The organism is Salinicola sp. RZ23, assembly GCF_003206675.1.
Lineage (GTDB): Bacteria > Pseudomonadota > Gammaproteobacteria > Pseudomonadales > Halomonadaceae > Salinicola > Salinicola endophyticus.
In genome coordinates, this window is sequence record NZ_PZJK01000010.1 from 12,134 (window position 1) to 36,405 (window position 24,272).

Annotated in this window: 24 protein-coding genes; 14 read left to right on the top strand and 10 right to left on the bottom strand. The window is 65.6% G+C overall.

Translation table 11 applies throughout. The features are described from left to right. Positions 1-45: 45 nt before the first annotated feature. Entirely contained in the window at positions 46-714 is a 669-nt protein-coding gene (locus DOM67_RS10580; RefSeq protein WP_110675635.1) for a helix-turn-helix domain-containing protein, read from the bottom strand. A gap of 146 nt (positions 715-860) precedes the next feature. Between DOM67_RS10580 and DOM67_RS10585 the strand changes: the two genes are divergently transcribed. From DOM67_RS10585 to DOM67_RS10610, 6 genes are all read left to right on the top strand, one after another. Beyond that, on the top strand, positions 861-1,550 hold the full coding sequence (locus tag DOM67_RS10585; protein ID WP_110675637.1) for a glutathione S-transferase family protein: 690 nt from the start codon (positions 861-863) through the stop codon (positions 1,548-1,550). 355 nt (positions 1,551-1,905) lie between these two features. Beyond that, positions 1,906-3,318 carry a Na+/H+ antiporter NhaC gene (gene nhaC, locus DOM67_RS10590; RefSeq protein ID WP_110675639.1) on the top strand — a complete coding sequence of 471 codons (1,413 nt, stop codon included), beginning with the start codon at positions 1,906-1,908 and terminating at the stop codon, positions 3,316-3,318. Between the two features lie 32 nt (positions 3,319-3,350). After that, positions 3,351-4,262, top strand: coding sequence for an aminotransferase class IV (locus tag DOM67_RS10595; RefSeq protein ID WP_110675641.1), 912 nt, complete (start codon positions 3,351-3,353; stop codon positions 4,260-4,262). Positions 4,263-4,292: 30 nt separating this feature from the next. Beyond that, the gene (locus DOM67_RS10600) at positions 4,293-4,958 is read left to right on the top strand and encodes a GntR family transcriptional regulator (protein ID WP_110675643.1); all 666 of its coding nucleotides are present in this window, start codon (positions 4,293-4,295) and stop codon (positions 4,956-4,958) included. 275 nt (positions 4,959-5,233) lie between these two features. Continuing rightward, on the top strand, positions 5,234-5,947 hold the full coding sequence (locus tag DOM67_RS10605) for a dienelactone hydrolase family protein (protein ID WP_110675645.1): 714 nt from the start codon (positions 5,234-5,236) through the stop codon (positions 5,945-5,947). A 78-nt stretch (positions 5,948-6,025) separates the two neighbouring features. Further along, on the top strand, positions 6,026-6,646 hold the full coding sequence (locus DOM67_RS10610; RefSeq protein ID WP_110675647.1) for a flavin reductase family protein: 621 nt from the start codon (positions 6,026-6,028) through the stop codon (positions 6,644-6,646). A 7-nt stretch (positions 6,647-6,653) separates the two neighbouring features. Here DOM67_RS10610 and DOM67_RS10615 read toward each other — a convergent pair whose 3' ends face one another. From DOM67_RS10615 to DOM67_RS10625, 3 genes are read right to left on the bottom strand one after another with little or no spacing between them, the layout of a single operon-like run. Then, positions 6,654-8,246 carry a diguanylate cyclase gene (locus tag DOM67_RS10615; RefSeq protein ID WP_110675649.1) on the bottom strand — a complete coding sequence of 531 codons (1,593 nt, stop codon included), beginning with the start codon at positions 8,244-8,246 and terminating at the stop codon, positions 6,654-6,656. A gap of 3 nt (positions 8,247-8,249) precedes the next feature. After that, positions 8,250-8,666: a hypothetical protein gene (locus DOM67_RS10620; RefSeq protein WP_157958844.1), complete on the bottom strand. Its 417-nt coding sequence runs from the start codon at positions 8,664-8,666 to the stop codon at positions 8,250-8,252. A gap of 10 nt (positions 8,667-8,676) precedes the next feature. Continuing rightward, complete coding sequence (locus DOM67_RS10625) at positions 8,677-9,837, bottom strand: porin (RefSeq protein ID WP_110675653.1); 1,161 nt, start codon at positions 9,835-9,837, stop codon at positions 8,677-8,679. Between the two features lie 258 nt (positions 9,838-10,095). Here DOM67_RS10625 and DOM67_RS10630 point away from each other — a divergent pair, with 258 nt between their 5' ends. From DOM67_RS10630 to DOM67_RS10640, 3 genes are all read left to right on the top strand, one after another. Further along, a complete protein-coding gene (locus tag DOM67_RS10630) occupies positions 10,096-11,658 on the top strand; it encodes a bifunctional GNAT family N-acetyltransferase/carbon-nitrogen hydrolase family protein (protein WP_110675655.1) in 1,563 nt (520 codons plus the stop codon). Positions 11,659-11,702: 44 nt separating this feature from the next. After that, on the top strand, positions 11,703-12,500 hold the full coding sequence (locus DOM67_RS10635) for a M90 family metallopeptidase (protein WP_232825217.1): 798 nt from the start codon (positions 11,703-11,705) through the stop codon (positions 12,498-12,500). Between the two features lie 519 nt (positions 12,501-13,019). Next, positions 13,020-13,940 (top strand): methylenetetrahydrofolate reductase, encoded by a 921-nt coding sequence (locus DOM67_RS10640; protein ID WP_110675656.1) that lies wholly within the window; start codon positions 13,020-13,022, stop codon positions 13,938-13,940. 144 nt (positions 13,941-14,084) lie between these two features. Here the strand turns inward: DOM67_RS10640 and DOM67_RS10645 are convergent, their stop codons facing one another. Continuing rightward, positions 14,085-14,432 (bottom strand): hypothetical protein, encoded by a 348-nt coding sequence (locus DOM67_RS10645; RefSeq protein ID WP_110675658.1) that lies wholly within the window; start codon positions 14,430-14,432, stop codon positions 14,085-14,087. A 5-nt stretch (positions 14,433-14,437) separates the two neighbouring features. Beyond that, complete coding sequence (locus DOM67_RS10650) at positions 14,438-14,734, bottom strand: YciI family protein (RefSeq protein WP_110675660.1); 297 nt, start codon at positions 14,732-14,734, stop codon at positions 14,438-14,440. 217 nt (positions 14,735-14,951) lie between these two features. On the opposite strand from DOM67_RS10650, the gene DOM67_RS10655 reads away from it, so the two are divergent. Together DOM67_RS10655 and ltaE are read left to right on the top strand one after the other, a co-directional pair. Further along, on the top strand, positions 14,952-15,815 hold the full coding sequence (locus DOM67_RS10655; protein ID WP_110675662.1) for a CbiX/SirB N-terminal domain-containing protein: 864 nt from the start codon (positions 14,952-14,954) through the stop codon (positions 15,813-15,815). 76 nt (positions 15,816-15,891) lie between these two features. After that, entirely contained in the window at positions 15,892-16,908 is a 1,017-nt protein-coding gene (ltaE, locus tag DOM67_RS10660; RefSeq protein ID WP_110675664.1) for a low-specificity L-threonine aldolase, read from the top strand. A gap of 18 nt (positions 16,909-16,926) precedes the next feature. Here the strand turns inward: ltaE and DOM67_RS10665 are convergent, their stop codons facing one another. Further along, entirely contained in the window at positions 16,927-17,391 is a 465-nt protein-coding gene (locus DOM67_RS10665) for a hypothetical protein (protein WP_110675666.1), read from the bottom strand. A gap of 65 nt (positions 17,392-17,456) precedes the next feature. After that, positions 17,457-18,320, bottom strand: coding sequence for a LysR substrate-binding domain-containing protein (locus DOM67_RS10670; protein ID WP_110675668.1), 864 nt, complete (start codon positions 18,318-18,320; stop codon positions 17,457-17,459). 311 nt (positions 18,321-18,631) lie between these two features. Between DOM67_RS10670 and DOM67_RS10675 the strand changes: the two genes are divergently transcribed. Then, positions 18,632-19,855 carry a TauD/TfdA family dioxygenase gene (locus DOM67_RS10675; RefSeq protein ID WP_232825218.1) on the top strand — a complete coding sequence of 408 codons (1,224 nt, stop codon included), beginning with the start codon at positions 18,632-18,634 and terminating at the stop codon, positions 19,853-19,855. A 48-nt stretch (positions 19,856-19,903) separates the two neighbouring features. Next, positions 19,904-20,845, top strand: a complete 942-nt coding sequence (locus tag DOM67_RS10680) for an ABC transporter substrate-binding protein (protein ID WP_110675672.1) — start codon at positions 19,904-19,906, stop codon at positions 20,843-20,845. Between the two features lie 241 nt (positions 20,846-21,086). Here DOM67_RS10680 and DOM67_RS10685 read toward each other — a convergent pair whose 3' ends face one another. Then, entirely contained in the window at positions 21,087-22,001 is a 915-nt protein-coding gene (locus tag DOM67_RS10685) for a LysR family transcriptional regulator (RefSeq protein WP_110675674.1), read from the bottom strand. Between the two features lie 238 nt (positions 22,002-22,239). On the opposite strand from DOM67_RS10685, the gene DOM67_RS10695 reads away from it, so the two are divergent. Next, positions 22,240-23,316 carry a tartrate dehydrogenase gene (locus DOM67_RS10695; protein WP_110675677.1) on the top strand — a complete coding sequence of 359 codons (1,077 nt, stop codon included), beginning with the start codon at positions 22,240-22,242 and terminating at the stop codon, positions 23,314-23,316. A gap of 154 nt (positions 23,317-23,470) precedes the next feature. Here the strand turns inward: DOM67_RS10695 and DOM67_RS10700 are convergent, their stop codons facing one another. After that, positions 23,471-24,247 (bottom strand): PEP-CTERM/exosortase system-associated acyltransferase, encoded by a 777-nt coding sequence (locus DOM67_RS10700; RefSeq protein WP_110675679.1) that lies wholly within the window; start codon positions 24,245-24,247, stop codon positions 23,471-23,473. Positions 24,248-24,272 lie beyond the last annotated feature (25 nt).

Sequence of the window (24,272 nt, forward strand, 5' to 3'; positions counted from 1 at the left end):
CGGTGCCGATAAAACCGGCGCAGGGACGAGATGTCCGAAGCGGTATTAGATAGGCCCCAGCATGCGCGGCCAGGCGTGAGTCAGACGCGCCGCCGCCTCGATCAGCAGCGGCGCGTGGTGAGCCTCGATCCGCGCGTCGAAACGCGCGCTGGGGCCGGAAAGTGACAGCGCGCCTCTCAATTCGCCGGCGTCATCATGGATGGCAATCGCCACCGTCGAAAGCCCGGCCTGGCGCCCCCCGTGGGAGCGTGCCACCCGACCCGGCGGCAGCTCGCCACCGAGTGCCTGGTCGACCGCCTCTTCTTCCCCCAGTGCCACGCGCGCGCCCTCATCGAGATGGTGGCGCAGTTGGAGGCGGCCGTTTTCGCACAATCGACAGATCCGTGCTTCGCCATCGCGCACGTGAAACGCCGCAGTCTCTTCACTGGCCTCACGCAGCGCCACCAGAACCGGTCGCACCAGATCCTCCAACTGCGGCCCCTCCACCGCCAGCGGCGCCAGCCTCAGCACCGCCGGGCCGATTCGATAGACACCACGTTCGTCACGCACTACGTAGCCGAAATACTCGAGCGAGGCCATCAATCGCAAGATGGTGCTCTTGTAGAAGCCGCTGGCATTAGCCAGTTCGGTCAGCGTGAGCTCGCGCCGATCTCGCGAGAACGCACCGAGCAGCGTCAGGGCACGCTCCACCGCCTCGACTCGTCGTTGTGCCATGGGGACTCTCTTCACCGGAATGAAAAATCGATTCGCGTCGGATGTTGCGCCAGACGAAATCCTATTGCAACGCGACACACGGCAGCCCCCTTCCGCCACCGGGGATGGCGCCGCATACTCGTGGCGACACAGTTCCGGAGGTGGATATGACGTATCGGCTCTTTATCGCCAACAAGAACTACTCATCCTGGTCGATGCGCCCCTGGGTGCTGCTGCGCGCGCTGGACATTCCCTTCGAGGAGGTCATGACCCCGTTCGAGGGTGACGGCCAGCAGAGCGCCTTCGCGACGTTCTCACCCACCGCCAAGGTGCCCTGTCTGCATGATGGCGACAGCGCGGTGTGGGAGTCGCTGGCGATCATGGAGTACATCGCCGAGGCTCATCCGGCGGCCTGGCCACAGGCGCGCGAGGCACGCGCCTGGGCGCGCTGCGCCAGCGCCGAGATGCATGCGGGCTTCTTCGCGCTGCGCGATGAGTGCTCGATGAACTGCGCCCTGCGCATCGACCTGGGCGAGCCCGGTGCCGCCCTGGCCCGGGACATCGCCCGCCTCGAGGCGCTGTGGCAGGAGGGCATCACGCGCTTCGGCGGTCCCTGGCTGGCAGGTGAGCAGTTCACCGCGGTGGATGCGATGTTCGCCCCGGTGGCGGTCCGCGTACGCGGCTACGGCATCACCCTCGGCTCCCCGTCCCGCGACTACGTCGAGCGTCTGCTGGCGCACCCGGCGGTGGCGAGCTGGATCGATCAGGGCATCGCCGAGCCCTGGGTCGATGAACCCCACGAGGCCGACTGCATCCGCGGGCGCCAGGTCATCGAAGACCGCCGCCAGCCGGCGTAACGCGTCAGCGCCGGGCCGTCTCGCCAGTCGAGGCGGCCATGCGAACTGCTGGCCGCACGCGTCTCCCGCCCCCCATCAACACTGGCGCGGCCCCGCTTCTGCCACGCCGCTCCCCTCGTCACGCCCGGCCGACTCGCCACGCGCTGTGACCCACGCTGCCTGCTCTGTCTGGTGACAGACACCTTCTCGACTGCCTGGGACGATCCGCCCGAACCTGACCGGCGCGGCTTTCGCCTGCGCGCGCCTCATCCGGTCACTTTTCACGCTTGTCGGCTTGAGTCATACACATTGTATGCTGTATACAATTTATTGCCGCACAGCGCATAACAAACTCAAAAACGTTCGAGGTGCCCCCATGAGGCCACAATCTGCCCGCCGCCCGGGCCTGTTCGCGCTCTGTCTGATTCTCGCCAGCTTCGCTGCCATCATGTCGACGGTGTTGCTGCTCAAGATGCCCGTCGCCTTGGCGCTGTTCGCTGCCTGGTTCGCGATGTTCGCCATCGGCAAGGGCCTCGGCCATGCCTATGACTCACTCCAGCAAGGCGCGTTCGACGGTATTCGCAGTGGCCTCGAGGGGGTGATGATCATCATTACCGTCGGCGCACTGATCGGCGCCTGGATCGCCGCGGGCATCGTCCCCAGCGTGATCTACTACGGCGTTGCGTTGATCGATCCGTCCTGGTTCCTGCCCGCCGCTTTCCTGATCTGCGCCGCCACCGGGCTGGTGACCGGCACCTCGTTCGGCGCCGTGGGCACCATCGGTATCGCCATGATGGGTATCGGCCACGGCTTCGAACTGCCGCTGCCTCTTGTCGCCGGCGCGGTCATCTCCGGCGCCTACGTGGGCGACAAGCTCTCACCGCTCTCCGACACCACGGTACTCACCGCCTCGCTGTGCGAGGTGCCGCTGATCGATCACGTGCGCTCGATGCTCTATACCGGTGTGCCCTGCGTCACGCTGGCCACCATCGGCTTCGCCCTGGCCGGGAACCACCTCTCCCGCAGCGGCTACGACATGCAGCAGGCGGACGCGGTAATGGCCCAGCTACAGGCTCACTTCCTGCTCTCCCCCTGGCTGTTGATGCCGATCCTCGCCACGCTGGTGCTGCTGGCATTGCGCAAGCCCGCCCTCCCGGTGATCGCGACCGGCGCCGTGCTGGGCGTGATCTGTGCCTGGCTGGCCCAGGGCGTTACCCCGTTGCAGGCGGTGACCACGCTATATGCCGGCAATCAGGGCGACTACGGCACGGGCTATCTCGCCAGCATCCTCAATCGCGGCGGCATCGTCTCGATGCTGCCGGTGATCGCCATCGTCATCTTCGCGCTGGGGTTGGGGGGCCTGATGGAGCGTATCGGTGTCCTCGAAACCATCGCCAACGCGCTCACCCGCATGGTCCACCGCAGCACAGGCCGGCTGACCCTGGCGACCATGGCGTGTGGCTTCTTCGGCACGATCTTCGGCGGCGCCGCCTACGTGGCGATCTTCACCGCGGCCTCGATGACGCGAAACATCTACGACCGGCTCGGGCTGCAGCGGGTAGTGCTGTCGCGCAACGTCGAGGCCGGCGGCACGCTCTCGACCCCGATGATTCCCTGGACCAGCGGCGCAGTGTTCATGGCCACGACCACCGGCGTGGCCACCACCGATTACCTGCCGTTCCTCTGGTACCACTGGCTGGTGATGGTGTTCTCGCTACTTTACGGCTTCACCGGCTTCGCCATGTGGAAACGACCGCAGCCCGCACCCGCCACAGAACCCACCGCTTGACCGCATAACCGCATAGAAGGGAAGGAAAACGCATGACCAATACCACCGGTAGCTCGCAGTCCTACGTGGCCGATACCCGCAACGAAGACGTGATCGTCTACGTCGACGGCGAATTCAAACCCAAGCACCAGGCGACGGTATCGATCTTCGACAGTGGCTTCGTCCTCGGTGACGGCGTTTGGGAAGGCATACGACTGGTCGAAGGCCGACTGATCGCACTCGACGAGCATATGGAGCGGCTCTATCAAGGCGCCGCTTCGATCTCTCTGGATATCGGCGTCACCCGCGAAGCGCTGGTCGGCCTGATTCGGGAAACGCTGGACAGAAACGACATGCACGATGGTGTGCATATTCGACTGATGGTCAGTCGCGGACTCAAGAGCACGCCCAATCAGGATCCGCGCTTTCTGCGCGGCAAGGCCACCATCGTCATCGTCGCCGAGCACAAGGTAGTCGACAAGACGGCCAAGGCGCAGGGCCTGACGCTGTTCACCTCGACTTTCCGTTGCAGCAGCCCAGACGTCTTCGATCTCCGCCTCAACTCCCACAGTCGGCTCAACTTCATCCAGGCGCTGATCCAGGCGATCAATGCCGGCGCCAACGAGGCGCTGATGCTCGACCCCCATGGCTTCGTCGCCAGCTGCAACTCGACCAACTTCTTCATCGTTCGCGATGGCGAACTGTGGACCTCGACCGGACGCTACAACTTCAATGGCATCACCCACAAGACGGTCATGCGCCTGGCGCGGGAGGCGGGTATCGTGGTCCGCGAGCTGGACTTCACCCTGGCCCAGACCTACACCGCCGACGAGGCTTTCGTCACCGGTACGCTGGGCGGCCTGACACCGGTCTATCGCATCGACGGACATGCTATCGTAAACCGTCGCGACGCCAGCCTGATGCAGCGCCTGGCAGCGCTCTACGACGACTACCTCCGCGGCTGACGTCACCCATCACGCCACTTTTGGATACGCATGTTCTCGACCGATATCGCGCAGATTCCGGCTCGCCAGACGCTCTGGGAACAGACCGCCCAGCGACTGCAAACGCTGATCGCCAATGGCACCATCGCTCCCGGCACACGGCTGACCGAGAATGCGCTCGCACAGCAGCTCGGCGTCAGCCGTGCGCCACTGCGCGAGGCGATACGCCACCTGATGAATATCGGCCTGTTGATCAGCGAACCCTACAAGGGCGTGCGGGTGCTCGAACTGACGCCGGACGGGCTGCACCAGCTCTATGAGTACCGCACCGGCCTCGAGCAGATGGCATTCAAGGGCCTCTGGCACAAGCGCACCGCGGCCAGCTTCGACGACCTCGATCAGCGCCATGCACGCCTGCTCGAGGCCATCGATGCCGGCGATGGTGCGCTGGCGATCGATCGCGAACTCGCGCTACACCAGTGGTGCTACGAACTCAGCGGCAATCCGCTGCTGCTCGATGCCTGGTCGCGTATCAAACCTCATCTGCAGTGCTACTTCGTGCTGCACCAGCGCGCGCACAAGCGTGCAGGACCTGCCCGCCAGTCCCACGACAGCTACCTGGAACACGCCAAGGGCGACTCGCTGGAGGCAACGCTCGCCTACATCGCGCGACACATGAAACAGGGCTTCGAGCAGGTCATTCAGACTCTGGGCTGAACGCGCCGGCATGGCTGCCGTCGGGCCCCCATCGATGCCGGCGGCGCTTTCGCGCTGCCCTCTTTCTCGCAGCTCTCTTTCTAGCCACCCTCTTTGCTAGCCACCCTCTCTGCTAGCCGCCCTCTTTCTCGCTGCGCGCGACCGGGCCGATGCTAGATAGCCTGCTATAATTTTTCCTGGTTTCCCCGGTTCGCCGCCGGGCTCCGCTACATCGACACCGGCCAGCCAGACGTCCCTGGCTGGCCAAGGTCATTTATCCCCACAGGAAACCAGACATGTCACAGACCCACATCAAGACCGAATGGATCGAGATCACCGCCGAGGACGGCAAGACGTTCAAGGCTTATCAGGCGCTGCCCCACAAGGGCAAGGGCCCCGGCATTCTGCTGATCCAGGAGATCTTCGGCGTCAATGGCCATATTCGCGGCGTCGCCGAACAGTACGCCATGGATGGCTACAGCGTCATCGCCCCCGATGTGTTCTGGCGCGAAGCGCCCGGGGTCGAGCTGGGTTATGACGGCGACGACTGGAAGGCCGCCGTGGCGCATAAGCAGGCGCTGGACTACCCCACCGTGATCAGCGACCTGCGCGCCGCCACCCGGGCTCTGCGCGCAAGCCCGGTGTGCGACGGGCCGATCGCCTCGGTGGGCTACTGCATGGGCGGTGTCCTCTCCTACCTGTGTGCACTGGACGCGGGCGTCGACGCCGCGGTGTGCTACTACGCCGGCGGCATCACCGAGTATCTCGACCGCGCCGAGGCGCTGACGGTACCGGCCCAGTTCCACTTCGGCGCCGAAGACGACCATATCCCGCTCGCGCACGTCGAGCAGACCCGTGAGGCGTTCGCCGCCAACCCAGAGGTCGAGGTGCATCTCTATGACGGCGCCGAGCACGGCTTCAACTGCTGGTCACGGGCAAGCTACCACCAACAGGCGGCGGCTTTGGCTCATGGGCGCACGCTCATCTTCCTCGCCGGCCGCAAAGCCTGAAGCATCACCGCCGCGACTGGCATGGCGCCAGTGGCGGCTCCCCCCTCTCGTCATCGTGATCCCTCAGGAACTCTTGCTATGCCCAGCAATGCCCACTTCTACCAGCCCCAGCAGGGGCACGGCCTACCGCACAACCCGTTCAAGGCGATCATCGGCCCGCGCCCGATCGGCTGGATCTCCTCACAGGACGAGACAGGACAGCTGAACCTGGCGCCCTACAGCTTCTTCAACGCCTTCGCCGATACCCCACCGATCATCGGTTTCTCCAGTTCGGGCTACAAGGACAGCGTGCGCAACATCGAACGCACCGGCGAGTTCTGCTGGCAGCTGGCGACCCGACCGCTGGCCGAGGCGATGAACCAGAGCGCAGCGTCGGTGGCCCCCGAGGTCGATGAGTTCAACCTGGCCGGGCTCACCCCGAGCACGTCAAAGGTCGTGGCGGTGCCCCATGTGGGCGAAGCGCAGGTGGTGTTCGAGTGCCGCCTGAGCCAGACGCTACGGTTGCGCTCCGCCGCCGGCGAAGAGATCGACAACTGGCTGGTGCTGGGCGAGGTGGTCGGCGTGCACATCGACCCGACCCTGCTGGTCGATGGCATCTATCAGACCGCCGCCGCGCGCCCGATCCTGCGCGGCGGCGGCCCGGCGGACTACTTCGAGGCCGCCGAGGCGCAGCGTTTCCAGATGCAGCGGCCGGGCTGAGCACAGCTCAGCCGTTGCCGCCGGGCGCGTGGAAGCGCCAGGTATTGCGCCCGGCGCGCTTGGCCGCGTACATCGCGCGGTCGGCGAGCAGCAGCGCCTGCTGCGGCTCCTCGGTATCCACCCCGAGCAGCGCTACCCCGATGCTGACCCCGATGGTGACCTCTACCCCCGATTCGAGCGCGATCGGGGTCTGCAGACGCGCGACGAAGCGCCCGAGCAGCGCCTCCACCTCATCCCGCCGTCCGCACCCTTCCAGCAGCAGCACGAACTCGTCACCACCCAGCCGCGCCAGGTAGTCGCGCTGGCGCAGCAGCGCCGCCAGCTCGCCGCCGACGAGGCGCAGTACCCGGTCCCCGGCGTGGTGGCCGTGGGCGTCGTTGATCTGCTTGAAGTGATCGAAGTCGAGCAGCACGAGCGCATGACAACGATCCGGATAGAGCCGATGGTGGCGCCCCATCACCGCCAGGCGACGGTCGAAGCCGCGCCGATTGCCGAGCCCGGTGAGCGGATCGGTCACCGCCAGCTGCTCGGCCGCGTCGGCGGCCCGCTTGCGCGCGGTGACGTCGTGCGCTACCCCCTGCAGACGTCCCGCCTCCAGCGGGTTGAGTACCAGACTGACCCAGCGCCGCGGCTCCTCGTCGCCGAGCGCTACCTCCCACTGCCGCCCGCGACCGCCGGCCACCACCGTGGCCGGGCTGGCGCCAAAGGTGCCCTCAGGATCGACCAGGGTGGCGAAATCGATCGGATGAAGGTTCAGGTCACGCTTGGCAGGCAGTTTGAACAGACGCCGGAAAGCGGGGTTGGCGACCCGGATCGCGCCGTCGTCATCGACCTCGAAGATGCCTGTCTCGACATTGTCGAAGATCGCCCGGTAGCGGCGCTCCTCGACTTCACGCTCGAGGCGCAGGCAGCGCTCGGCATCGAGGCTCTGGACCAGATTGTCGATCATGGCGTTGACGCTGTTCACCAACTGGCCGATCTCGTCGTCGCGGTTGCCCCGCGGCGCCTGCAGTTTCTGCCCGGTCTCCGCTTCGAGCGCTCGCAGCCGCTGCGACAGCCCGGTGATCGGCCGGGTCACGTAGCGCACCACCACCACCACCACGCACAAGCCGATGCCCAGCAGCTGCAGCAGCAGCGCGCCGCCGACGAAACGCGACGCCTGGCCGACCAGGGCATCGATGTAACGCTGATCGGGGTCGATGGTCAGTCGGCAGACCGTCGTCCTGGGCTCGAATGGCGAGGCGATCTCGCGTGTGAACAGGGCATCGCGAGCACTATCGAGCGCCCCCCCCCTGTCGATCAACAGCTTGCCATCGAGGGACTGGACGCGCACCGCATGCACGATGTCGTTGCTCAGCAGGCCATCGGCGAGCTCCCGCGCCAACTGCTCGTCGTCCAGGAAACAGGCGATCTGCGCCGTGCGCTCGACCGTGTTCAGCAGCCCCTCGAGCCGGGCCTGCTGCTCCTGATGCACGCTCTGGGCGCGAAAGTGCACCGCCAGGAGCAGGAAGGCGATACCCAGCAGCCCCACGATCAGCAGGATGATCGCGGTGGTACGCAGCGCCAGGCGGGTGTGTAACAGCATCAGCAGTCGCGACATCGCTTATTCGCTCAGTATCAGCACGACGTGCAGATCGGGGCTCACCTCGCGGCTATCGAGATAGCCGACAGCGCCGGGGTTGCTCGTCACGATCTGGCGCATCTCGTCAACCGTCGCCACCTGCTGTGGCGGCGAATTCTCGCCCGAGAACACCAGCCGCGCCCAGTAGGAGTTGATCTCGGCCAGATTCTTGTTCACCAGCGCTCGATAGAAACGCGCCTTGAACGGGGCCACATCGAGTGGCAGCGCCGGATTGCCGCTGGGCAGCTTGCGATAGCGGCCCATGAAGATATTGACCGCATCGCTGCGGGTGAGATGGCTGACGCCGCTGCCGGTATTGACCACGATGGCGATATCGGCCATCGCCGGCATCACCAGCGATAGCAGCGCCACCAGAAGACAACAACGCACTCGGATCATGTCCAGGCCTCTAGAAGATGAAGTCCAGACCGAGACTGAAAACGGAACTCCAGCCGCCCTCCCAGTCGCTGTCGGTATGCCATAAAAAGCCGGGCCTGCGCGTGTCGATGCGGTCGAACTGCGCTTTCAGCGCGATGTCGCTGGCGACGTCGAAGCGCGTGCCGAGCGTCCAGGTGCGCTGATCGATATCGGTGTCGTCGGGGTGGGTGGATGAGGTCATGATGCGGGAGACAGCAACGTAGGGCGTCACCTGCCCCAGACGGTAGCCGGCCGAGAGCAGCGCCGAGTCGATCCGGCCGCGTTGGCGCTCGGTGCGGGTACGGTTGACCATCGCCTGCACCTGCAGCGGGCCACTGTCATATAGCGCTCCCAGCGAGAACAGCCGTAACCGAGAGAAACCGAGTACGCTCTCGATCTGCCGTTCCCCATCCAGCCCCGGTAGCTGCAGACTGTCGATCTCATCTATGAGTGGCCCCGAGTAGTCCACGTCCGAGTGCACTTCGGTATAGCTGGTGCGCAGGCGCCACGGGCCGTGTTCATAGTCGAGGTGCCCGCCGTAGACCGCGTCGGCGTCGAAGTCCGCGATCAGATCGTCGCGCACGTAGATCCGGCTGTCGGAGCGCCCGGCATAGAGCTTGAGCCTTACCAGATCACTGCCCAGCGGCTGCTTGAAGGTCACATCGGCACCGTCGATATAGGTCAGTTGCAGAATGCCGAACTGATCCACCGGTGGCCGCACCCAGGGATAGGCATACCCCACGTAGCGCGAGTCGGAGAGCTGGAACACGTCCCAGCCCAGACGCCCGGCACGCAGCTGCAGCGCGGGGTCAGGGCGATAGCGCACGAACGCCAAGCTCAGCTCGGGGCGGAAGTCGCCGGTGTCGTGGTAGCGGCTGATCCCCTGCACCACCAGATCCCAGCGCGGATCGACACGCCACCCGAGCTGCCCCCCCAGCAGGGTGTCCACGCGTGCGCTCCACCCCTCCCCGGCGCCCCTGGGCTGGCTGATATCGCGCAGGAACTCGGCCTCGGAGTTGTCACTGTGGACCAGCCCCAGGGTGCCGAAACCACTCAGCGTGAGGCGATCGTCGTCGCTCGGGTGGAATGCCTGGGCTGCCAGGCTCGCCAACATCAACGCGAGCCCCAACCCTATCTGTCGCCATCGCTGCATATCGGTTCTCAGGGGCGACGCGCGAACATGCTGCGTGCCACCGCTCGAAGAAAAATTAGAAAGTCTGAATTATTGTCGGCAGATGACAGCCTTTCTGAAGTCGGTATCCCCACGGACGGCGCAGGCGCGGGCCGCTTCCCCCGCCCAGGCGGCGCCACTCGCAGGGGAGCACGACGTGTTAGACTTTGTCTCTATAAGCCCCTTTCTCACGCCAACTCGCGCCGATCCCTGTTTGGCCCGGATGGAGATAGCCGCTCAATGTCTTTGGAAGAACTGCATCTCAACCTGCGCAACCTCGCCTGCGAGGACTACCCGCAGCTCAAGCGGCTGATGGACGCCGTCTACGACGACATCGGGGGTGCCTGGTCCCAGCACACCATCGACAAGCTGATCGACGAGTTCCCCGACGGCCAGATCCTCATCGAGGACGACGACAAGATCGTCGGCGTGGCGCTCACCGTGCGGGTCGATTACGACCGTTTCTCCAATCCGCACAAGTACGACGAGCTGATCGGCCACCGCGAGATCATCCTCAACGAGCCCGATGGCGACGCCCTCTACGGCCTCGACGTGCTGATCGACCCCGCCTACCGCGGCTATCGTCTCGGTCGGCGCCTCTACGAAGCGCGCAAGGACCTGTGCCGCTCGATGAATCTGCGCGCGATCCTGGCCGGCGGCCGCATCCCCAACTATCACCAGCACGCGTCGGAGATGTCGCCGGCAGAGTACATCGATCGGGTGGCACGCAAGGAGTTCTACGACCCCATCCTGTCGTTCCAGCTGGCCAACGACTTCCTGGTCAAGCGGCTGTTGAAGAAGTATCTGCCCGAAGACGAGAAGTCGATGGGCTATGCCACCCTGCTGGAGTGGAACAACATCCTCTACGAACCGGCCAGCCTGGTGATCGACACCCGTCGTACCCAGATCCGGGTCGGTGCGGTGCAGTGGCAGATGCGCGAGTTTGACTCGGTCGAATCGGTGCTCAAGCAGGTCGAGTTCTACGTCGATGCCATCTCCGACTATCAGAGCGACTTCGCGGTCTTTCCGGAGCTGTTCAACACTCCGCTGATGGGGCTTACCGACCAGACCGACCAGGTCGAGGCGATCCAGTTCCTGGCTGGCTTCACCGAGCGCTTCAAGAGCGAGATCTCGCGCATGGCGGTCTCCTACAACATCAACATCGTCGCCGGTTCGATGGTGGAGAAAGGTGACGACGGCAAGCTCTACAACGTCTCTTACCTGTGCCACCGGGACGGCAGCGTCGACCGCCAGGCCAAACTCCATATCACCCCCCAGGAGCGCCGCGACTGGGTGGTCGAGGGCGGCGACGAGCTGTGCGTGTTCGAGACCGATGCCGGCCGCGTGGGCATCCTGATCTGCTACGACGTGGAGTTCCCGGAGCTGCCGCGGCTGCTCGCCGAGCAGGACATGGACGTGCTGATCGTACCGTTCTGGACCGATACCAAGAACAGCTACCTGCGTGTACGCCACTGCGCCCAGGCCCGGGCGATCGAGAACGAGTGCTACGTGGTGGTGTGCGGCAGCGTCGGCAACGTGCCGTCGATCGAGAACCTGGACATCCAGTACGCCCAGTCGTCGGTGTTCTCGCCGTCGGACTTCGCCTTCCCCCATGACGCGGTACTCTCAGAGACCACCCCCAATACCGAGATGGTGATGTTCTCGGATCTCGACCTGAACAAGCTCAAGCTGGTGCGGGCCGAAGGTGCGGTGACCAACCTCAAGGATCGCCGGCTGGACCTCTACGACCTGCGCCTGCGTGACTGGTCGTGGAAGTCCGGGGCACGTCAGGAAGAGAGCTGAGCCATGTCTCGGGGCGAGCGTGACACCGCACCCAGGGGGCACGGGTGAAGTGGCCCGGCCTGTGGCCCGCCCGGCGTGGCGCCCCCGCGTTCGATGAGGCGTGCTGGCAGGCGGTGCGCCAGGGCCTGCCACTGCTCGCCGACCTCGAGGACAGCGAGGCCGCACGGCTGGGCGCACGCGCCTGGCAGCAGCTGCACCGCTGGCAGTGGGCGACTTCCGAGGGGGTCGAGTACGATCTCGCCGCCCAGCTCGCGATCGCCGCCCAGGCCTGCCTGCTGACGCTGGCCTGGAGCGACGACGACGCCAGCGCGGCCTTCGCCAACGTGCATGACATCGTGCTGGTCGCCGATGCCTTCCACCGCCGCGTGACGGAGCTGGACGACTTCGGCGTGATGCACGAGTACGAGGACGAGCGTGCCGGCGAGACCTCCTGGCGCGGCCCGGTGGTGCTCGCCACCCCCGAGGTCGGCGCCAGTGGCGACTACTCCGGCTACAACGTGATCATCCACGAGTTCGCCCACAAGCTCGACCTGGGCAACTCCCACGATGTCGACGGCTTCCCGCCGCTCGCCGCCGCGAGCGATGTCACCGCCCAGGAGTGGCATCGCATCTTTACCGCGGTGTGGGACGACCTGCAGGCGCACCTCGCCCGCGGCGCAGAGACGCCGATCGACGACTACGCCGCCACCCACCCCGGCGAGTGCTTCGCGGTCTGCTGCGAACTCTTCTTCACCGCCCCGGATCAGTTGTTCGAGGTCTATCCCGAGCTTTACGACCTGCTGAAGCGCTACTTCGGGCAGGATGCCATGACGCGCTTCACACGCCCCCCGCCATCCGCCTGAGGCCGATTTCAACGCCGTATTGCCGAGCGCAGGCATTCTGTAAACACCCTCTCGGCGTGCCACGCGCCTGCGCCTCGTCTTCATCGGCCGGAAAGTTCGGTAGCGATCGAGGAGGTTCCTCAGTAGAAGCGAGCAGAGTGAGGTGATCGCTCCCTATCATCCTCCCGCTTGATCACGCGCGGCTTTTCTCGAAAAGGGGTTTGATGCGGGTTTTTCGACGAGACGACATGCTCGTTCTTCCCTGCTAATTACCGCACGTTGACGTGCGATGAAAAAGTGGCCAGAAGACGATGGGGCGTACAGTATCCAACACCTATGCATTGGCAAAATGACAGCAAATCACCAGAAATTCTCACTTTTCAGGCATCTGAGATCAATCCTTGAAAAAGACCTGACGTCCTGTCGTGATCTGATCTCGCCAAGGCGCATCATGAAATGATACTGGAGCATTTTTTACGTATCTTTCTTGGTTAAAATTCGAACGCAATAGCGTAAAAAATCGCCGGATGGAGGATCAAGATGTCGGCGCCATTCGCCAAGCCCAAAGACGCGGTGACGACACCGCTGAACAAGGGGCCTTGCGTGCCATTCATCCCGCTGTTCCAGGGATATTCGATAGAGGCCACACCGAAGGCAATACTTGGAGACAGGGTCGAATGGGGCGCCCTCCCCGAGGAAACCCGCATTTTCATCCCCCAATTCCCGAAGAATACGCACGAGGAGATGCTGGTGTGCGCCAAGCGATTGCAGGGCATGGGGTTCAAACCGGTACCCCATGTGACCGCCCGTAGCCTGGCCGACAAGCGTGCATTCGAGCGCTTGCTATCGAAACTGGTGGAAGAGACCGCCGTCGATGAGATCCTGCTGCTGGCCGGTGGCGACGACACGCCTCGCGGCCAGCTCGGCAACACGCTCGAGCTGCTGGAGTCGGGTATCATCGAGCGTGTCGGTATACGGCGTATCGGTGTGGCGGGGCACCCTGAGGGCCACCCCGAGGCGACGCAGGAAGCGCTCGACCGTGCGTTGGCGATCAAGAATGCCTTTTCGGTCGAGACCGGTATACCACTCTACATCGTCACCCAGTTTTTCTTCGATGCCGACCCTTTCATTGCCTGGGAGCGTCGTATTCGGGAGCAAGGCAATCGGTTGCCGATTCATGCCGGCCTGCACGGTCTGGCCAGTGGCCCCAGCCTGCTCAAGCACGCCATGGCTTGCGGGGTCGGTTCCTCGGTCAAGGTGCTGCGCAGGAACATGACCGGATTGAGAGGATTGCTGAGCATGAGCTGGCGAGGTCAGGATCCGGGCCGGATCGTCAAGGCACTGGCTGCCTCCAAAGAGCGCGATCCGGCCAGCAACCTGGCGGGCTTCCACTTTTATGCCCTGGGTGCGTTCGATCTCACGGTGAAGTGGGCCAATCGTTTCGCGCAAACTCGAGGATGACCGGGGTCATCGCCCCGTCGGCGCCGTCTCTCTAGCAACGACCCACCGGTAGCCAACGACCCACCGGTAGCCGGCAAGATACCGCGTATCGGATAGCCCGCCTCCGCCCGACGGACAGCATGTCGAATAGAATTGGGATCGCCTCTACACCGATCTCGCTGCCATCACGCGCTCAAACGCCTCCCGCCAAGCCCCGGCCTGTCGCGCCGGATCGACGGGGAACCGCCCCAGTTCCACGGCAAGATCGAAGAAGCCCTGCGCGGGCAGCCCTTCTCCGCGGCGGCTGACGACCAGCGCGGCGATCAAGGGCCGGCCGTGCTCGGCGTCTTCACGCATCAGGCTTTCCAGCGCCTGGGCGACGCGTTGAATGGTACGCGGCGGCTGCAAGCCCAGCGCCTCGGCGAGCTGCTGGTAGGTGATCGGCAGCGCCTCGCGGGGAGCCGCCTCCAGGTAGTGGCGAATGCACTGGGGAAGTGCGGAATCTTGGGTCATCGGGCTCAGGCGTCAGGGTCGAACAGTTTTACCTCGCGGATCTCGATGTGCTCCCAGACACGGCCGGTCAGGTAGGGCTCGGTCTCGAGCCAGGCGTCGAGCGCGGCGCGATCTTCGAACTGAAAATGCGCGTTGGAGCCGATCATCTTGCCGTTCTCATCCAGGAATGCCCCGCCGCTCAGGAATTTTCCCTGACTGGCGAGTTCCCGAATACCGGCCAGATGGGCCTCGCGATTGGCCAGGCGGCGGTCGAGCGCGTCGTCATCGGTGTAGTCGTGCGCCACGACGGCGTACTGTGTCATGCCCTGCTCTCCTCGTCGTTTCGCCACTGGATAGAGTCGGCATCATGCGCCAAGCGCTCGGCGTGAACAAACCGACATCCGAGATGCCGGTGACCCATCCGCCAGGTTCAGCCAAGCGCCTGCGCTCGGGTATGCTAGCCAGATGAAGCTCGCCCTGCTGCGGCTATGTTTCGGCGCCCGCTGCCGTACCGAATGCCCGCATCCACTTAGAGGTCTCATGCGAAAGATTCTGCTCGTCGACAACGGCTCCCTGCGCCCCGCCGCTACGCTCAACCTGCGCCGGCTCGCCGAGGCCCTGAGCCAGGCCAGTGGCGAGGCGGTCGAGGCCACCTCGCTGCTGCACTCGTTCAAGATTCCACCCGAGCAGCTCGGCGGGCACAAGGCCGTCTCGCTGGGCCCGCTGGCCGAGCGCCATGCCGCCGCGGGCGTGACCGAGCTGCTGATCCTGCCCTTCTTCTTCGGGCCGAGCCAGGCGCTGACGCGCTATCTGCCGGAGCGGCTGGCCGAGGTGCAGGCCAACTACCCCCAGCTTTCGGTGAAGGTCGCCCCGCCGCTGATCGATACGCTGCTGGCGCCGGATCTGCGCCTGGCACAGCTTCTCGCCGACAACGTGCGCGAACGCATGACAGGCCGGCCCCGCCCGCAGGTCGTGCTGGTCGACCACGGCAGCCCGATCCCCGAGGTCACGGCGGTGCGCAACTACCTCACCGGGCAGCTGAGCGCGCTGCTGGCCGATGAGGTCGCGTGTGTGACCTTTGCCTCGATGGAGCGCCGCGAGGGCGATGCCTACCGATTCAACGAGCCACTGCTGGAGGATCTGCTCGCCTCCCCGGCCCTGGCCGAGGGTGACGTGATCCTCGCGATGCTGTTTCTCTCTCCGGGCCGCCACGCCGGCGAGGGAGGCGATATCGCCGAGATCTGCACCCAGGCGATGTCCCGCTCCCCCGGCCTGAGCGTGGAAACAACTCGGTTGGTGGGCGAGAACGACGCCATCGTCGAGATCCTTGCCACTCGCCTGCAGCAGGCACTCGCCGGTGGTCCCCTGCTGATGGCGCTCGCCTCGGCGTCGCCGCCGGCGTGAGCGACGCCCGACCAGGCGCCTGGCCGAGGCGGCCCTCAACACAACCCTCTGCAACGACACTTCAAAGGCGCTTTCCATGATCGATCTACGCAGCGATACCGTGACCCGACCCAGCGCCGAGATGCGCCAGGTGATGTTCGACGCCCCCCTGGGTGACGACGTCTGGGGCGACGACCCCAGTGTCCATCAGTTGCAGCACTACGCCGCCGCCCAGACCGGCAAGGCGGCGGCACTGTTCTTTCCCTCCGGCACCCAGAGCAACCTGGTCGCGCTGATGAGCCACTGCCAGCGCGGCGACGAATATATCGTCGGCCAGCAGGCGCACACCTATCGCCTGGAGGGCGGCGGCGCGGCGGTACTGGGCAGCATCCAGCCGCAGCCGATCGACAACGCCGCCGACGGTAGCCTGCCGCTGGAGAAGATCGCTGCCGCGATCAAGCCGATCGACCCGCACTTCGCCCGGACCCGGCTGCTGGCGCTGGAGAACACCTTCAATGGGCAGGTGCTGGATGCCGACTACGTCCATCAGGCGACCGCGCTGGCCCGCCGCCATGGCCTCGCCACCCATCTCGACGGTGCCCGGGTGGGCAATGCCGTGACCGCCAGCGGCTCGACGCTGGAAGCGCTGTGTGCCCCCTTCGACAGCGTCTCGATCTGCTGCTCCAAGGGTCTCGGCGCGCCGGCCGGTTCGGTACTGGTGGGCAGCCAGGCGCTGATCGATCAGGCCCGGCGCTGGCGCAAGGTGGTGGGCGGCGGCATGCGCCAGGTGGGGCTACTGGCAGCGGCCTGCGAATATGCGCTGACACACCATCTGCCGGCCTTGGCCGCGGATCATGCCAAGGCCGAGCGCCTGGCGGCAGGACTCGGCGCCATCGACGGCATCGAGGTGACCTCTCAGGCGACCAACATGGTATTCGTGCGCTTCAACCGCGGCGACACCTTCGACCCCGAGCACCTGCACGCCTGGCTGAGGGAGCGCGACATCCTGGTCGGCGCGCTCTACGCGCCGCGCTTCGTCACCCACCGGGATGTTTCCGAGGCGGATATCGATCAGGTGGTGGACGCCTTCGCGCGCTACTTCGCCAGCCACTGATCCGCACCGACGGCTCACTCAGTCGACCCGGGTGGACGAGCCGGAAGCGGGACGCGTCGGCGTGGAGCGCGTCGTGGTGGTCGTGGTGGTCGTGGTCGAGCGGGTGGTGGTGGAGCTGGCCCCTGGCCCGCCATCGCCACTCGGCGCGTCGGGATCGCAGACCCGCCGCGCGGTGGAGATGGTGGTGCCGCCGTCGCGGCCATGGCAGATCGTGCCACCGGCCGAGTCGTCCCGCGTCGGCGGCGGGTTGGGCGCGGTATTGATGCCGGGCACCACCTGGATCTCCAGGCGCCGCGGCACATAGTCGGCGCGGCCGTCGTGGTTGTTGTCGGGCAGTTGCACGCGCTTGCCGGTGTGCGGGTCGATACCGGTGACACTCTGCGCCAGCGCGACACCGGCCGCGGGCAGCGCCGCCACCAGGGCCAGGCTCAGCGTCAGCAACGCCGTGGCCAGCGGGCGGCGGGATCGCGATATCACAGACATGTTCCACCTCGGAGTTGGCGGGAAAGGCTTTCAGCATAGCGCACCTGCGCCGCGGCCGGCCCGGCTCAGTTCGCCGCCAGCAGCCAATCCCACAGCGCCGCTGCCGGGGCCCGCAGCTGACGGCTGGCCGGACGCACCAGCCAGAACGCCTCGTCGGTGGCCATGTCCAGGGCGAAGGGCGCCACCAGGTCGCGGCTCGCCTCGAGCAGGCGGCGATGCGACAGCGCGATCCCCCCGCCATAGCCGGCCAGCGCCAGGGTAGTCACGTGGGTATCGCAGATCATCGCCCGACAGCGACTCTCGAGCCCGGCGACCCCCGCCAGGGCCAGCCAGCTCGGCCAGCCGGCGGCGAACCCCGCGGCGTGCAGCAGCGTCTCGCCGGCCAGATCGGCGGGCTCACGCAGGCGCTGGGCGAATGCCGCGCTGCATACCGGCAGCAGGCGCTCCTCCCCCAGGCACTGCGCGGTGAGATCGGGCCACTCGCCATGGCCATAGCGGAGCTCCAGATCTACCCCTTCGGCACCGAAGTCATCTGCCCAGATCGCGCTCACCAGGCGCAGGGTGACCTGCGGGTGGGCCTGCTGGAAACGCAGCAGCCGTGGCGCCAGCCAGGTCTGCTGGAGTGCTGGCGTGGCGCGCAGGGTGACCGGCGCGTCGGGGCTCGGCCCGAACACCTCGGCGGTGCCTTCGGCCAGCCGCGTGAAAGCGTCCTGCACGCTGGGCAGCCAGGCGCGCCCGGCCGGGGTCAGCGCCAGACTGCGCGGATGGCGCACGAACAGCGGCTGCCCGACGCGATCCTCGAGCAGCCGGATGCGCTGGCTGATCGCCGACTGGGTCACCCCCAGTTCACGCCCCGCGGCGGTGAAACTGAGCGTACGCGCGGCCGCCTCGAACGCATGTAGCCAGAGCACCGGAGGTAGCTGGGCCATGGGATTCTCTCCTCGTCTCTCCCTGTGATCGCGCCCCGACATCGCTGTCGACTTCGGCATCGACACGGATCAGGGGGGATGTTGCCACAGACCGCGAACGCGCATGGCATAGGCCATAGCCTAAGCAGGGTATTAGCTCAGCTTGGCCTTAGCCGACAGATTAATCGTTTGTCACCCTTCACCGCCATCCGCATCCTGTATCGATACCGCGAGACGCGAGGCGTCGACGCGCGCCTTTCACTCGCCCATCGCTGATCCGCTCATCCGTCATTCGCCCACAAGAGATGGCCACGCCATCGGGAGTTCGAGTCTTGTCATCCGGTAATGCCTTTCCCCCCGCTTCCACCCCGAGCGCCGAGGCGCGCGTCGAGATGGCCGAGCTACGCCGCTACCGCCAGGGCGAGGGCGCGCCCGACGTCGCCCTGGTGGAGGCCAGGCGGCAGTCACGCCGGGTGGTGCTGAGCTGGGCCGATGGCAGTCACGGCGAATTTCCCCAGCGCTGGTTGCGCGATCACTGCGCCTGCTCGGCGTGCCGCCACCCGCTGACCCGCGAGCGGCTCTACTCGCTGCTCGACGACCCACTGTGGACAACTCTCGACACCGACGACGCCCTGGCCGAGCAGGAGGTCGCCGCCGACTGCCTGAGCCTGACCTGGGCCGATGGTCATCGCTCGCGCTTCGATGCCGGCTGGCTCCATCAGCGCCGTCCCGGCCAGGCGCTGGACACGCTGCTGCCCCGCGCCGCGCCGTGGCAACTCGACTTCTCCCCGCACCACGTGAGCCACGCCGAGTTCAGCGACAGCCAAGCCGGGCGCCAGCGCTGGATCGAGGCGCTGCTGCGCGACGGCCTGGTGCTGCTCGACGATGGTCCGCGCGAGCTGGAGACGGTCTCCCGGATCGCCGAGCAGATCGGCCCGCAGCGCGCGACCAACTTCGGTGCCCGCTTCGACGTGCGCTCGGTGCCCAATCCGAACAACGCGGCCTATACCGCGATCGGCCTGGCGCTGCACACCGATCTGCCCAACTGGCGCCAGCCGCCGGACATCCAGCTGCTCTACTGCCTGGAGAACGACGCCGATGGCGGCGAGTCGAGCTTCACCGACGGCTTTGCCGCGGCGCGCGAGCTGCGTGAGCGTGATCCGCAGGCGTTTCGCCTGCTCAGCGAGACTCCGATCGATTTCCGCTTCCAGGACGATGGCCACGATATCGCCGTGCGCCAACCGGTGATCGACCTGGATAGCGACGGCGAGCCGTGCGAGATCCGTTTCAACAACTGGATTCGTGACACCCTGAGCCTGCCGCTGGCGCAGATCGATGCCTGGTACGACGCCTACCACGCCTTCTGGCAGGTGCTGCGCGAGCCGCAGCGCCGGGTCGAGCTGACCCTGGCGCCGGGGCAGATGGTGGCGTTCGACAATCGCCGTGTGCTGCATGGGCGTAACGCCTTCGACCCCAACACCGGCAAGCGCCACCTCCAGGGCACCTATCTCGATCTCGACATGCTGCAGTCGCATCTGCGCGTGCTGACACGCTGACAGGCTGCCGCTGACGCGAGCCCTTCCCCGCCATCAAGGAGAACGACAATGAGATATGCGACCACCCTGTCCGCCCTGCTGCTGGGCACCGGCCTGGGCCTGAGCGCCATGCCGGCGGCCCAGGCTGCGGACGACACCATCGTCTTCGGGGCGCCCGCCTGGCCCGGCATCAGCGTCAAGACCGAGATCGCCAGTCAGCTCCTGGGCGCCCTCGGCTATCACCCCAAGACCGAGGAGATCGGGCTGCAGGTCATCTACCAGGGCCTGGATAGTGGTGACGTCGACCTCTTCCTGGGGGCCTGGCTACCGGCCCAGCAGCCGATGCTGGAGCCGCTGGAGAAGAAGGGCAGCGTGCGCCGCCTGGCCACCAACGTGACCGGCGCGCAGATGACGCTGGCAGTGCCCGAGTCTGTCTACGAGAGTGGCATCACCTCGTTCGCCGATCTCGACGCTCATCGCGACGAGTTCGGTGGCGAGATCTATGGCTTCGGTGCCGGCTCCGCCGCGAGCGAGATCCTGCACAAGGCGATCGACTCAGACACCTGGGGGCTGGGCGACTGGACGCTGGTCGACACCAGCACCGTGGGCATGCTCAGCGCGGTCAAGAGCCACATCGACAACCACGAACCGATCGTGTGGGTCGGCTGGAAGCCGCACTGGATGAATCTCGAGTTCCCGATGCGCTATCTGAGCGACAGCAAGAATCTGTTCGGCAAGGGCAACGGCGCCAGCGACGTGCGCACGCTGATCGCCAGCGCCTACGCCGAGACACATCCCAACCTGGTGACCTTCTTCGATCAGTTCACCTTCTCCGCCGCGGCGCAGAGCTGGATGATCCAGCAGTATGGTCAGGTCGGCGAGTCGCAGCAGGCGGTGGCCAAGACGTGGATCACGGCGCATCCGGAGCAGGTGCAGGCGATGCTGAAGGACGTCGAGACCACCGCCGGCGAGCCCGCCTGGCCGGCGGTGAAGGCGGCGTTCTCGCTGTGAGGCGCCGCGCCGAGCACAGCCTGGCGCCATAGCACACAAGCGTTACATTTTTTCCGAGATTTTTTGATCTCGCCGGGAACTAAGCCACACAGCGGCACTCTGAGTAGGTGTTCCCTTGAATGATCCCTTACTTGCCCACCATCCCCTGGTGGGCATTTTTTTGCCTGACTGTTTTCCAGGTCGAGCCCGGGCGCCGCTCCCTGCGCCAGATCGACGAGTGCCGCCAGGCGTCGTCTCCAAGCTAGGGTAATGGCGGCACCCGCCCCGCCATCTCCGCCACCATGAACTCGACGAAGCGTTTGACCCTCAGGCTCTCGCGGGCACGCGCGCTGTAGAGCAGATGGAAGTCGGCGGCGACTCCGCGCCACTCGGGCAGCAGCTCGACCAGTTCACCGCGCGCGAGCAGCCCATGTACGTCCCACCAGGAGCGCAGCAGCACCCCGTGGCCATCACGCGCCAGACGAGTCATCGCCTCGCCGTCATTGCTCGACAGCCGGCCATGCACGCGCACCGTACGCTGCTCGCGCGGATCGGCGCTGGCCTCGAAGCGCCACAGCGCATAGTCGGTATCGTTCTCGCGTATCACCAGACAGTCGTGCTGGGCCAGATCCTCCGGCACCCGTAGCGGTGGCCGGCCGGCCAGGTAGGCCGGGGCGGCACACAGGATACGGCGGTTGGCGAGTAGCCGCCGGGCGATCCAGCGCGCATCCGGCGGCTCGCCCACCCGGATGTGGATATCCACGCCCTGGGCGTCGAGCCCACGCGGGAAGTTGCTCAACTCCAGCTGCAGCGAGAGTTGAGGGTGGCAGGCGGCGAAGCGCGAGAGCAGCGGCGCCACGTGGCGACGGCCGAAGCCGAAGGTGGCGTTGACGTGCAGCCGCCCGCTCAGCGCCGAGCCCTGCTCGCGCAGCGAGTTCTCGAGTTCACCGAGATCGTCGAGGATCAGCGCACCGCGCTGCAGGTAGCGCTCCCCCTCCGGGGTGAGCGTCAGGCGGCGGGTGGTGCGGGTCGCCAATGCCACACCCAGCCGCTGCTCCAGCTGCTGCAGCCGCTTGCTGACCGCGGAGAGTGATACCCCCAGCTCGCGTGCCGCCCCGGTCAGGCTGCGCGCCCGGGCGATATGCTGGAAAAAGGCCAGATCGTCGAGCGCTGCCACGCCATTCTCCACCTGTATTCAACAATGGATTGCATGATAGCCCGATTATCGCCAGGAAGAGAGGGCCTACACTGCAGGCATATCTGCAGGCAGGCACGCGAGACGCGCGCCTGTTTCCGGGGTTCGCGCACTTCACCATCGAGGTCGCCCGGGTCGACGGCGAGGACCTGCCCTGCGCTCCCGAGGAGACGCCCGCCGGCGCGCTCCATCATCTCATCGACTTCATGAGGTAATCCCCATGGCTAGCCAGACCCATCGCATCGCCGTCATTCCCGGCGACGGCATCGGCACCGAGGTGATGCCGGAAGGCCTGCGCGTGCTCAAGGCCGCCGCCCGTCGTTTCGATATCGAGCTCGAGTTCGAGGAGTTCGCCTTCGGCAGTTGCGACTACTACCTCGAGCACGGCCAGATGCTGCCGGACGACTGGTTCGACATCCTGTCGCGGTTCGACGCGATCTTCTACGGTGCGGTGGGTTGGCCGGAGAAAGTGCCTGACCATATCTCGCTGTGGGGCTCGCTGCTGCAGTTCCGGCGCCATTTCGACCAGTACATCAACCTGCGCCCCTGCCGGCTGATGCCGGGCATCAAGAGCCCGCTGGCAGACCGCCATCCCGGCGACATCGACTTCTACGTGGTGCGCGAGAACACCGAGGGCGAGTACTCGAGCATCGGCGGCAAGATCTTCGAAGGCACCGAACGCGAGACGGTGATGCAGGAGACCGTGATGACCCGGACCGGGGTGGACCGGGTGCTCAAGTACGCTTTCGAGCTGGCCCAGAGCCGCCCGCGCAAGAAGCTGACCTCGGCGACCAAATCCAACGGCATCTCGATCACCATGCCCTACTGGGACGAGCGGGTGAAGGCGATGGCAGCGCACTACCCGGAAATCGGTGTGGATCAGTTCCATATCGATATCCTGACCGCCAATTTCGTGCTGCACCCGGACTGGTTCGACGTGGTTGTCGCCAGCAACCTGTTCGGAGACATTCTTTCCGACCTCGGCCCGGCCTGTACCGGCACCATCGGTATCGCGCCCTCGGCCAACATCAATCCCGAGGGCAAGTTCCCCAGCCTGTTCGAACCGGTCCACGGCAGCGCCCCGGACATCGCCGGCCAGGGCATCGCCAATCCGATCGGCCAGATCTGGTGCGGCGCGATGATGCTCGAACATCTGGGTCACGACGCCGCCGGCGCCGCCATCGTCAGCGCCATCGAGCACGTGCTGGCCAGCGATGACCGCACGCTGCTCACCCCGGACATCAAGGGCCAGGGCACCACCGAAAGCCTGGGCCGGGCGATCGCCGAGGCGCTCTGACACCGCCGCGACAGGCGCATCCCGAGGTGGATGCGCCCTCCTGTGGCGCCCGGCGGCAGGAATCAGGCAAGCAGTCAGTCAAAGTCGCTGATGGAAGTGAAGGAGGCACGCACAGTGTCTTGCCTGATCAGCCGCAAGACAGCCATCACACCGGTCATCGCTGCCCAAAGGCCATCGCTTTTGGTTTCGGCCGGATGTCTTGCCTGAACTGACTGGCGAGTGAGCGGGCGATGCCTCTATAGAAGCGCGCCAGATCCTCCTTGAGGTTCTCCCGGGCTCGATGCTGATCCACGTAGTAGGCCGCGCGCACGCCGTTGAACTGCTGCTCGGCGCCGATCTGGAGGAAGTTCAAGCCAAAGCGCCTGAGCAATCTGGCCAGTCTGGGCTCCATCAGCGCAAAGGCGTGCTGCCTCTCCAACAAGCCGATCATCACGGTCGACGCCAGATAGACCGAGACGCCCAAGAGCGACGCTACCCGATAGTCCTGCTCGGAAGAGGGAAAATCCGACTCCGCTCCTTCCCATTTCCTGTCAGTCGCGCGCTTTTTGCGGTACCTGCCGAGTATCGCTGCCCTGGAGACTTCACAGATCAATCGTCGGGGTAAATTGCAGGGCGTCAGCAAGGGATTGACGAAGTATCCTGCAGCGTTAGATTCGATAGGCATCGAGGCCAGCTCCCCCTGATCGCTGCCAGGGTAGATAACCCGAATGCAGGCGACTGCCTCGCCCGTATCACGCCGTCTGACAAAGCAGTGCAGCGCAGACTGATCGAAGGCGTCGTATTCGAGCCCGCGCTGCGGATCGCCAGGCATCTCATGCCCGAATTCATGGGTATAGACCTGATAGCGCAGGCGGTATACCTGATGTCGCTCCTGTTCGTTGATCGCCAGGACAAACTCAAATTGATCATTGAACTGATCGTACAGGTTCATACGCTCCCCATACGTGACACTCTGA

Excerpts from the sequence above, each read along its gene's own strand:
- DOM67_RS10580 (WP_110675635.1), bottom strand. The coding sequence starts at position 714 with ATGGCACAACGACGAGTCGAGGCGGTGGAGCGTGCCCTGACGCTGCTC.
- DOM67_RS10585 (WP_110675637.1), top strand. The coding sequence starts at position 861 with ATGACGTATCGGCTCTTTATCGCCAACAAGAACTACTCATCCTGGTCG.
- nhaC (WP_110675639.1), top strand. The coding sequence starts at position 1,906 with ATGAGGCCACAATCTGCCCGCCGCCCGGGCCTGTTCGCGCTCTGTCTG.
- DOM67_RS10595 (WP_110675641.1), top strand. The coding sequence starts at position 3,351 with ATGACCAATACCACCGGTAGCTCGCAGTCCTACGTGGCCGATACCCGC.
- DOM67_RS10600 (WP_110675643.1), top strand. The coding sequence starts at position 4,293 with ATGTTCTCGACCGATATCGCGCAGATTCCGGCTCGCCAGACGCTCTGG.
- DOM67_RS10605 (WP_110675645.1), top strand. The coding sequence starts at position 5,234 with ATGTCACAGACCCACATCAAGACCGAATGGATCGAGATCACCGCCGAG.
- DOM67_RS10610 (WP_110675647.1), top strand. The coding sequence starts at position 6,026 with ATGCCCAGCAATGCCCACTTCTACCAGCCCCAGCAGGGGCACGGCCTA.
- DOM67_RS10615 (WP_110675649.1), bottom strand. The coding sequence starts at position 8,246 with ATGTCGCGACTGCTGATGCTGTTACACACCCGCCTGGCGCTGCGTACC.
- DOM67_RS10620 (WP_157958844.1), bottom strand. The coding sequence starts at position 8,666 with ATGATCCGAGTGCGTTGTTGTCTTCTGGTGGCGCTGCTATCGCTGGTG.
- DOM67_RS10625 (WP_110675653.1), bottom strand. The coding sequence starts at position 9,837 with ATGCAGCGATGGCGACAGATAGGGTTGGGGCTCGCGTTGATGTTGGCG.
- DOM67_RS10630 (WP_110675655.1), top strand. The coding sequence starts at position 10,096 with ATGTCTTTGGAAGAACTGCATCTCAACCTGCGCAACCTCGCCTGCGAG.
- DOM67_RS10640 (WP_110675656.1), top strand. The coding sequence starts at position 13,020 with ATGTCGGCGCCATTCGCCAAGCCCAAAGACGCGGTGACGACACCGCTG.
- DOM67_RS10645 (WP_110675658.1), bottom strand. The coding sequence starts at position 14,432 with ATGACCCAAGATTCCGCACTTCCCCAGTGCATTCGCCACTACCTGGAG.
- DOM67_RS10650 (WP_110675660.1), bottom strand. The coding sequence starts at position 14,734 with ATGACACAGTACGCCGTCGTGGCGCACGACTACACCGATGACGACGCG.
- DOM67_RS10655 (WP_110675662.1), top strand. The coding sequence starts at position 14,952 with ATGCGAAAGATTCTGCTCGTCGACAACGGCTCCCTGCGCCCCGCCGCT.
- ltaE (WP_110675664.1), top strand. The coding sequence starts at position 15,892 with ATGATCGATCTACGCAGCGATACCGTGACCCGACCCAGCGCCGAGATG.
- DOM67_RS10665 (WP_110675666.1), bottom strand. The coding sequence starts at position 17,391 with ATGTCTGTGATATCGCGATCCCGCCGCCCGCTGGCCACGGCGTTGCTG.
- DOM67_RS10670 (WP_110675668.1), bottom strand. The coding sequence starts at position 18,320 with ATGGCCCAGCTACCTCCGGTGCTCTGGCTACATGCGTTCGAGGCGGCC.
- DOM67_RS10680 (WP_110675672.1), top strand. The coding sequence starts at position 19,904 with ATGAGATATGCGACCACCCTGTCCGCCCTGCTGCTGGGCACCGGCCTG.
- DOM67_RS10695 (WP_110675677.1), top strand. The coding sequence starts at position 22,240 with ATGGCTAGCCAGACCCATCGCATCGCCGTCATTCCCGGCGACGGCATC.
- DOM67_RS10700 (WP_110675679.1), bottom strand. The coding sequence starts at position 24,247 with ATGAACCTGTACGATCAGTTCAATGATCAATTTGAGTTTGTCCTGGCG.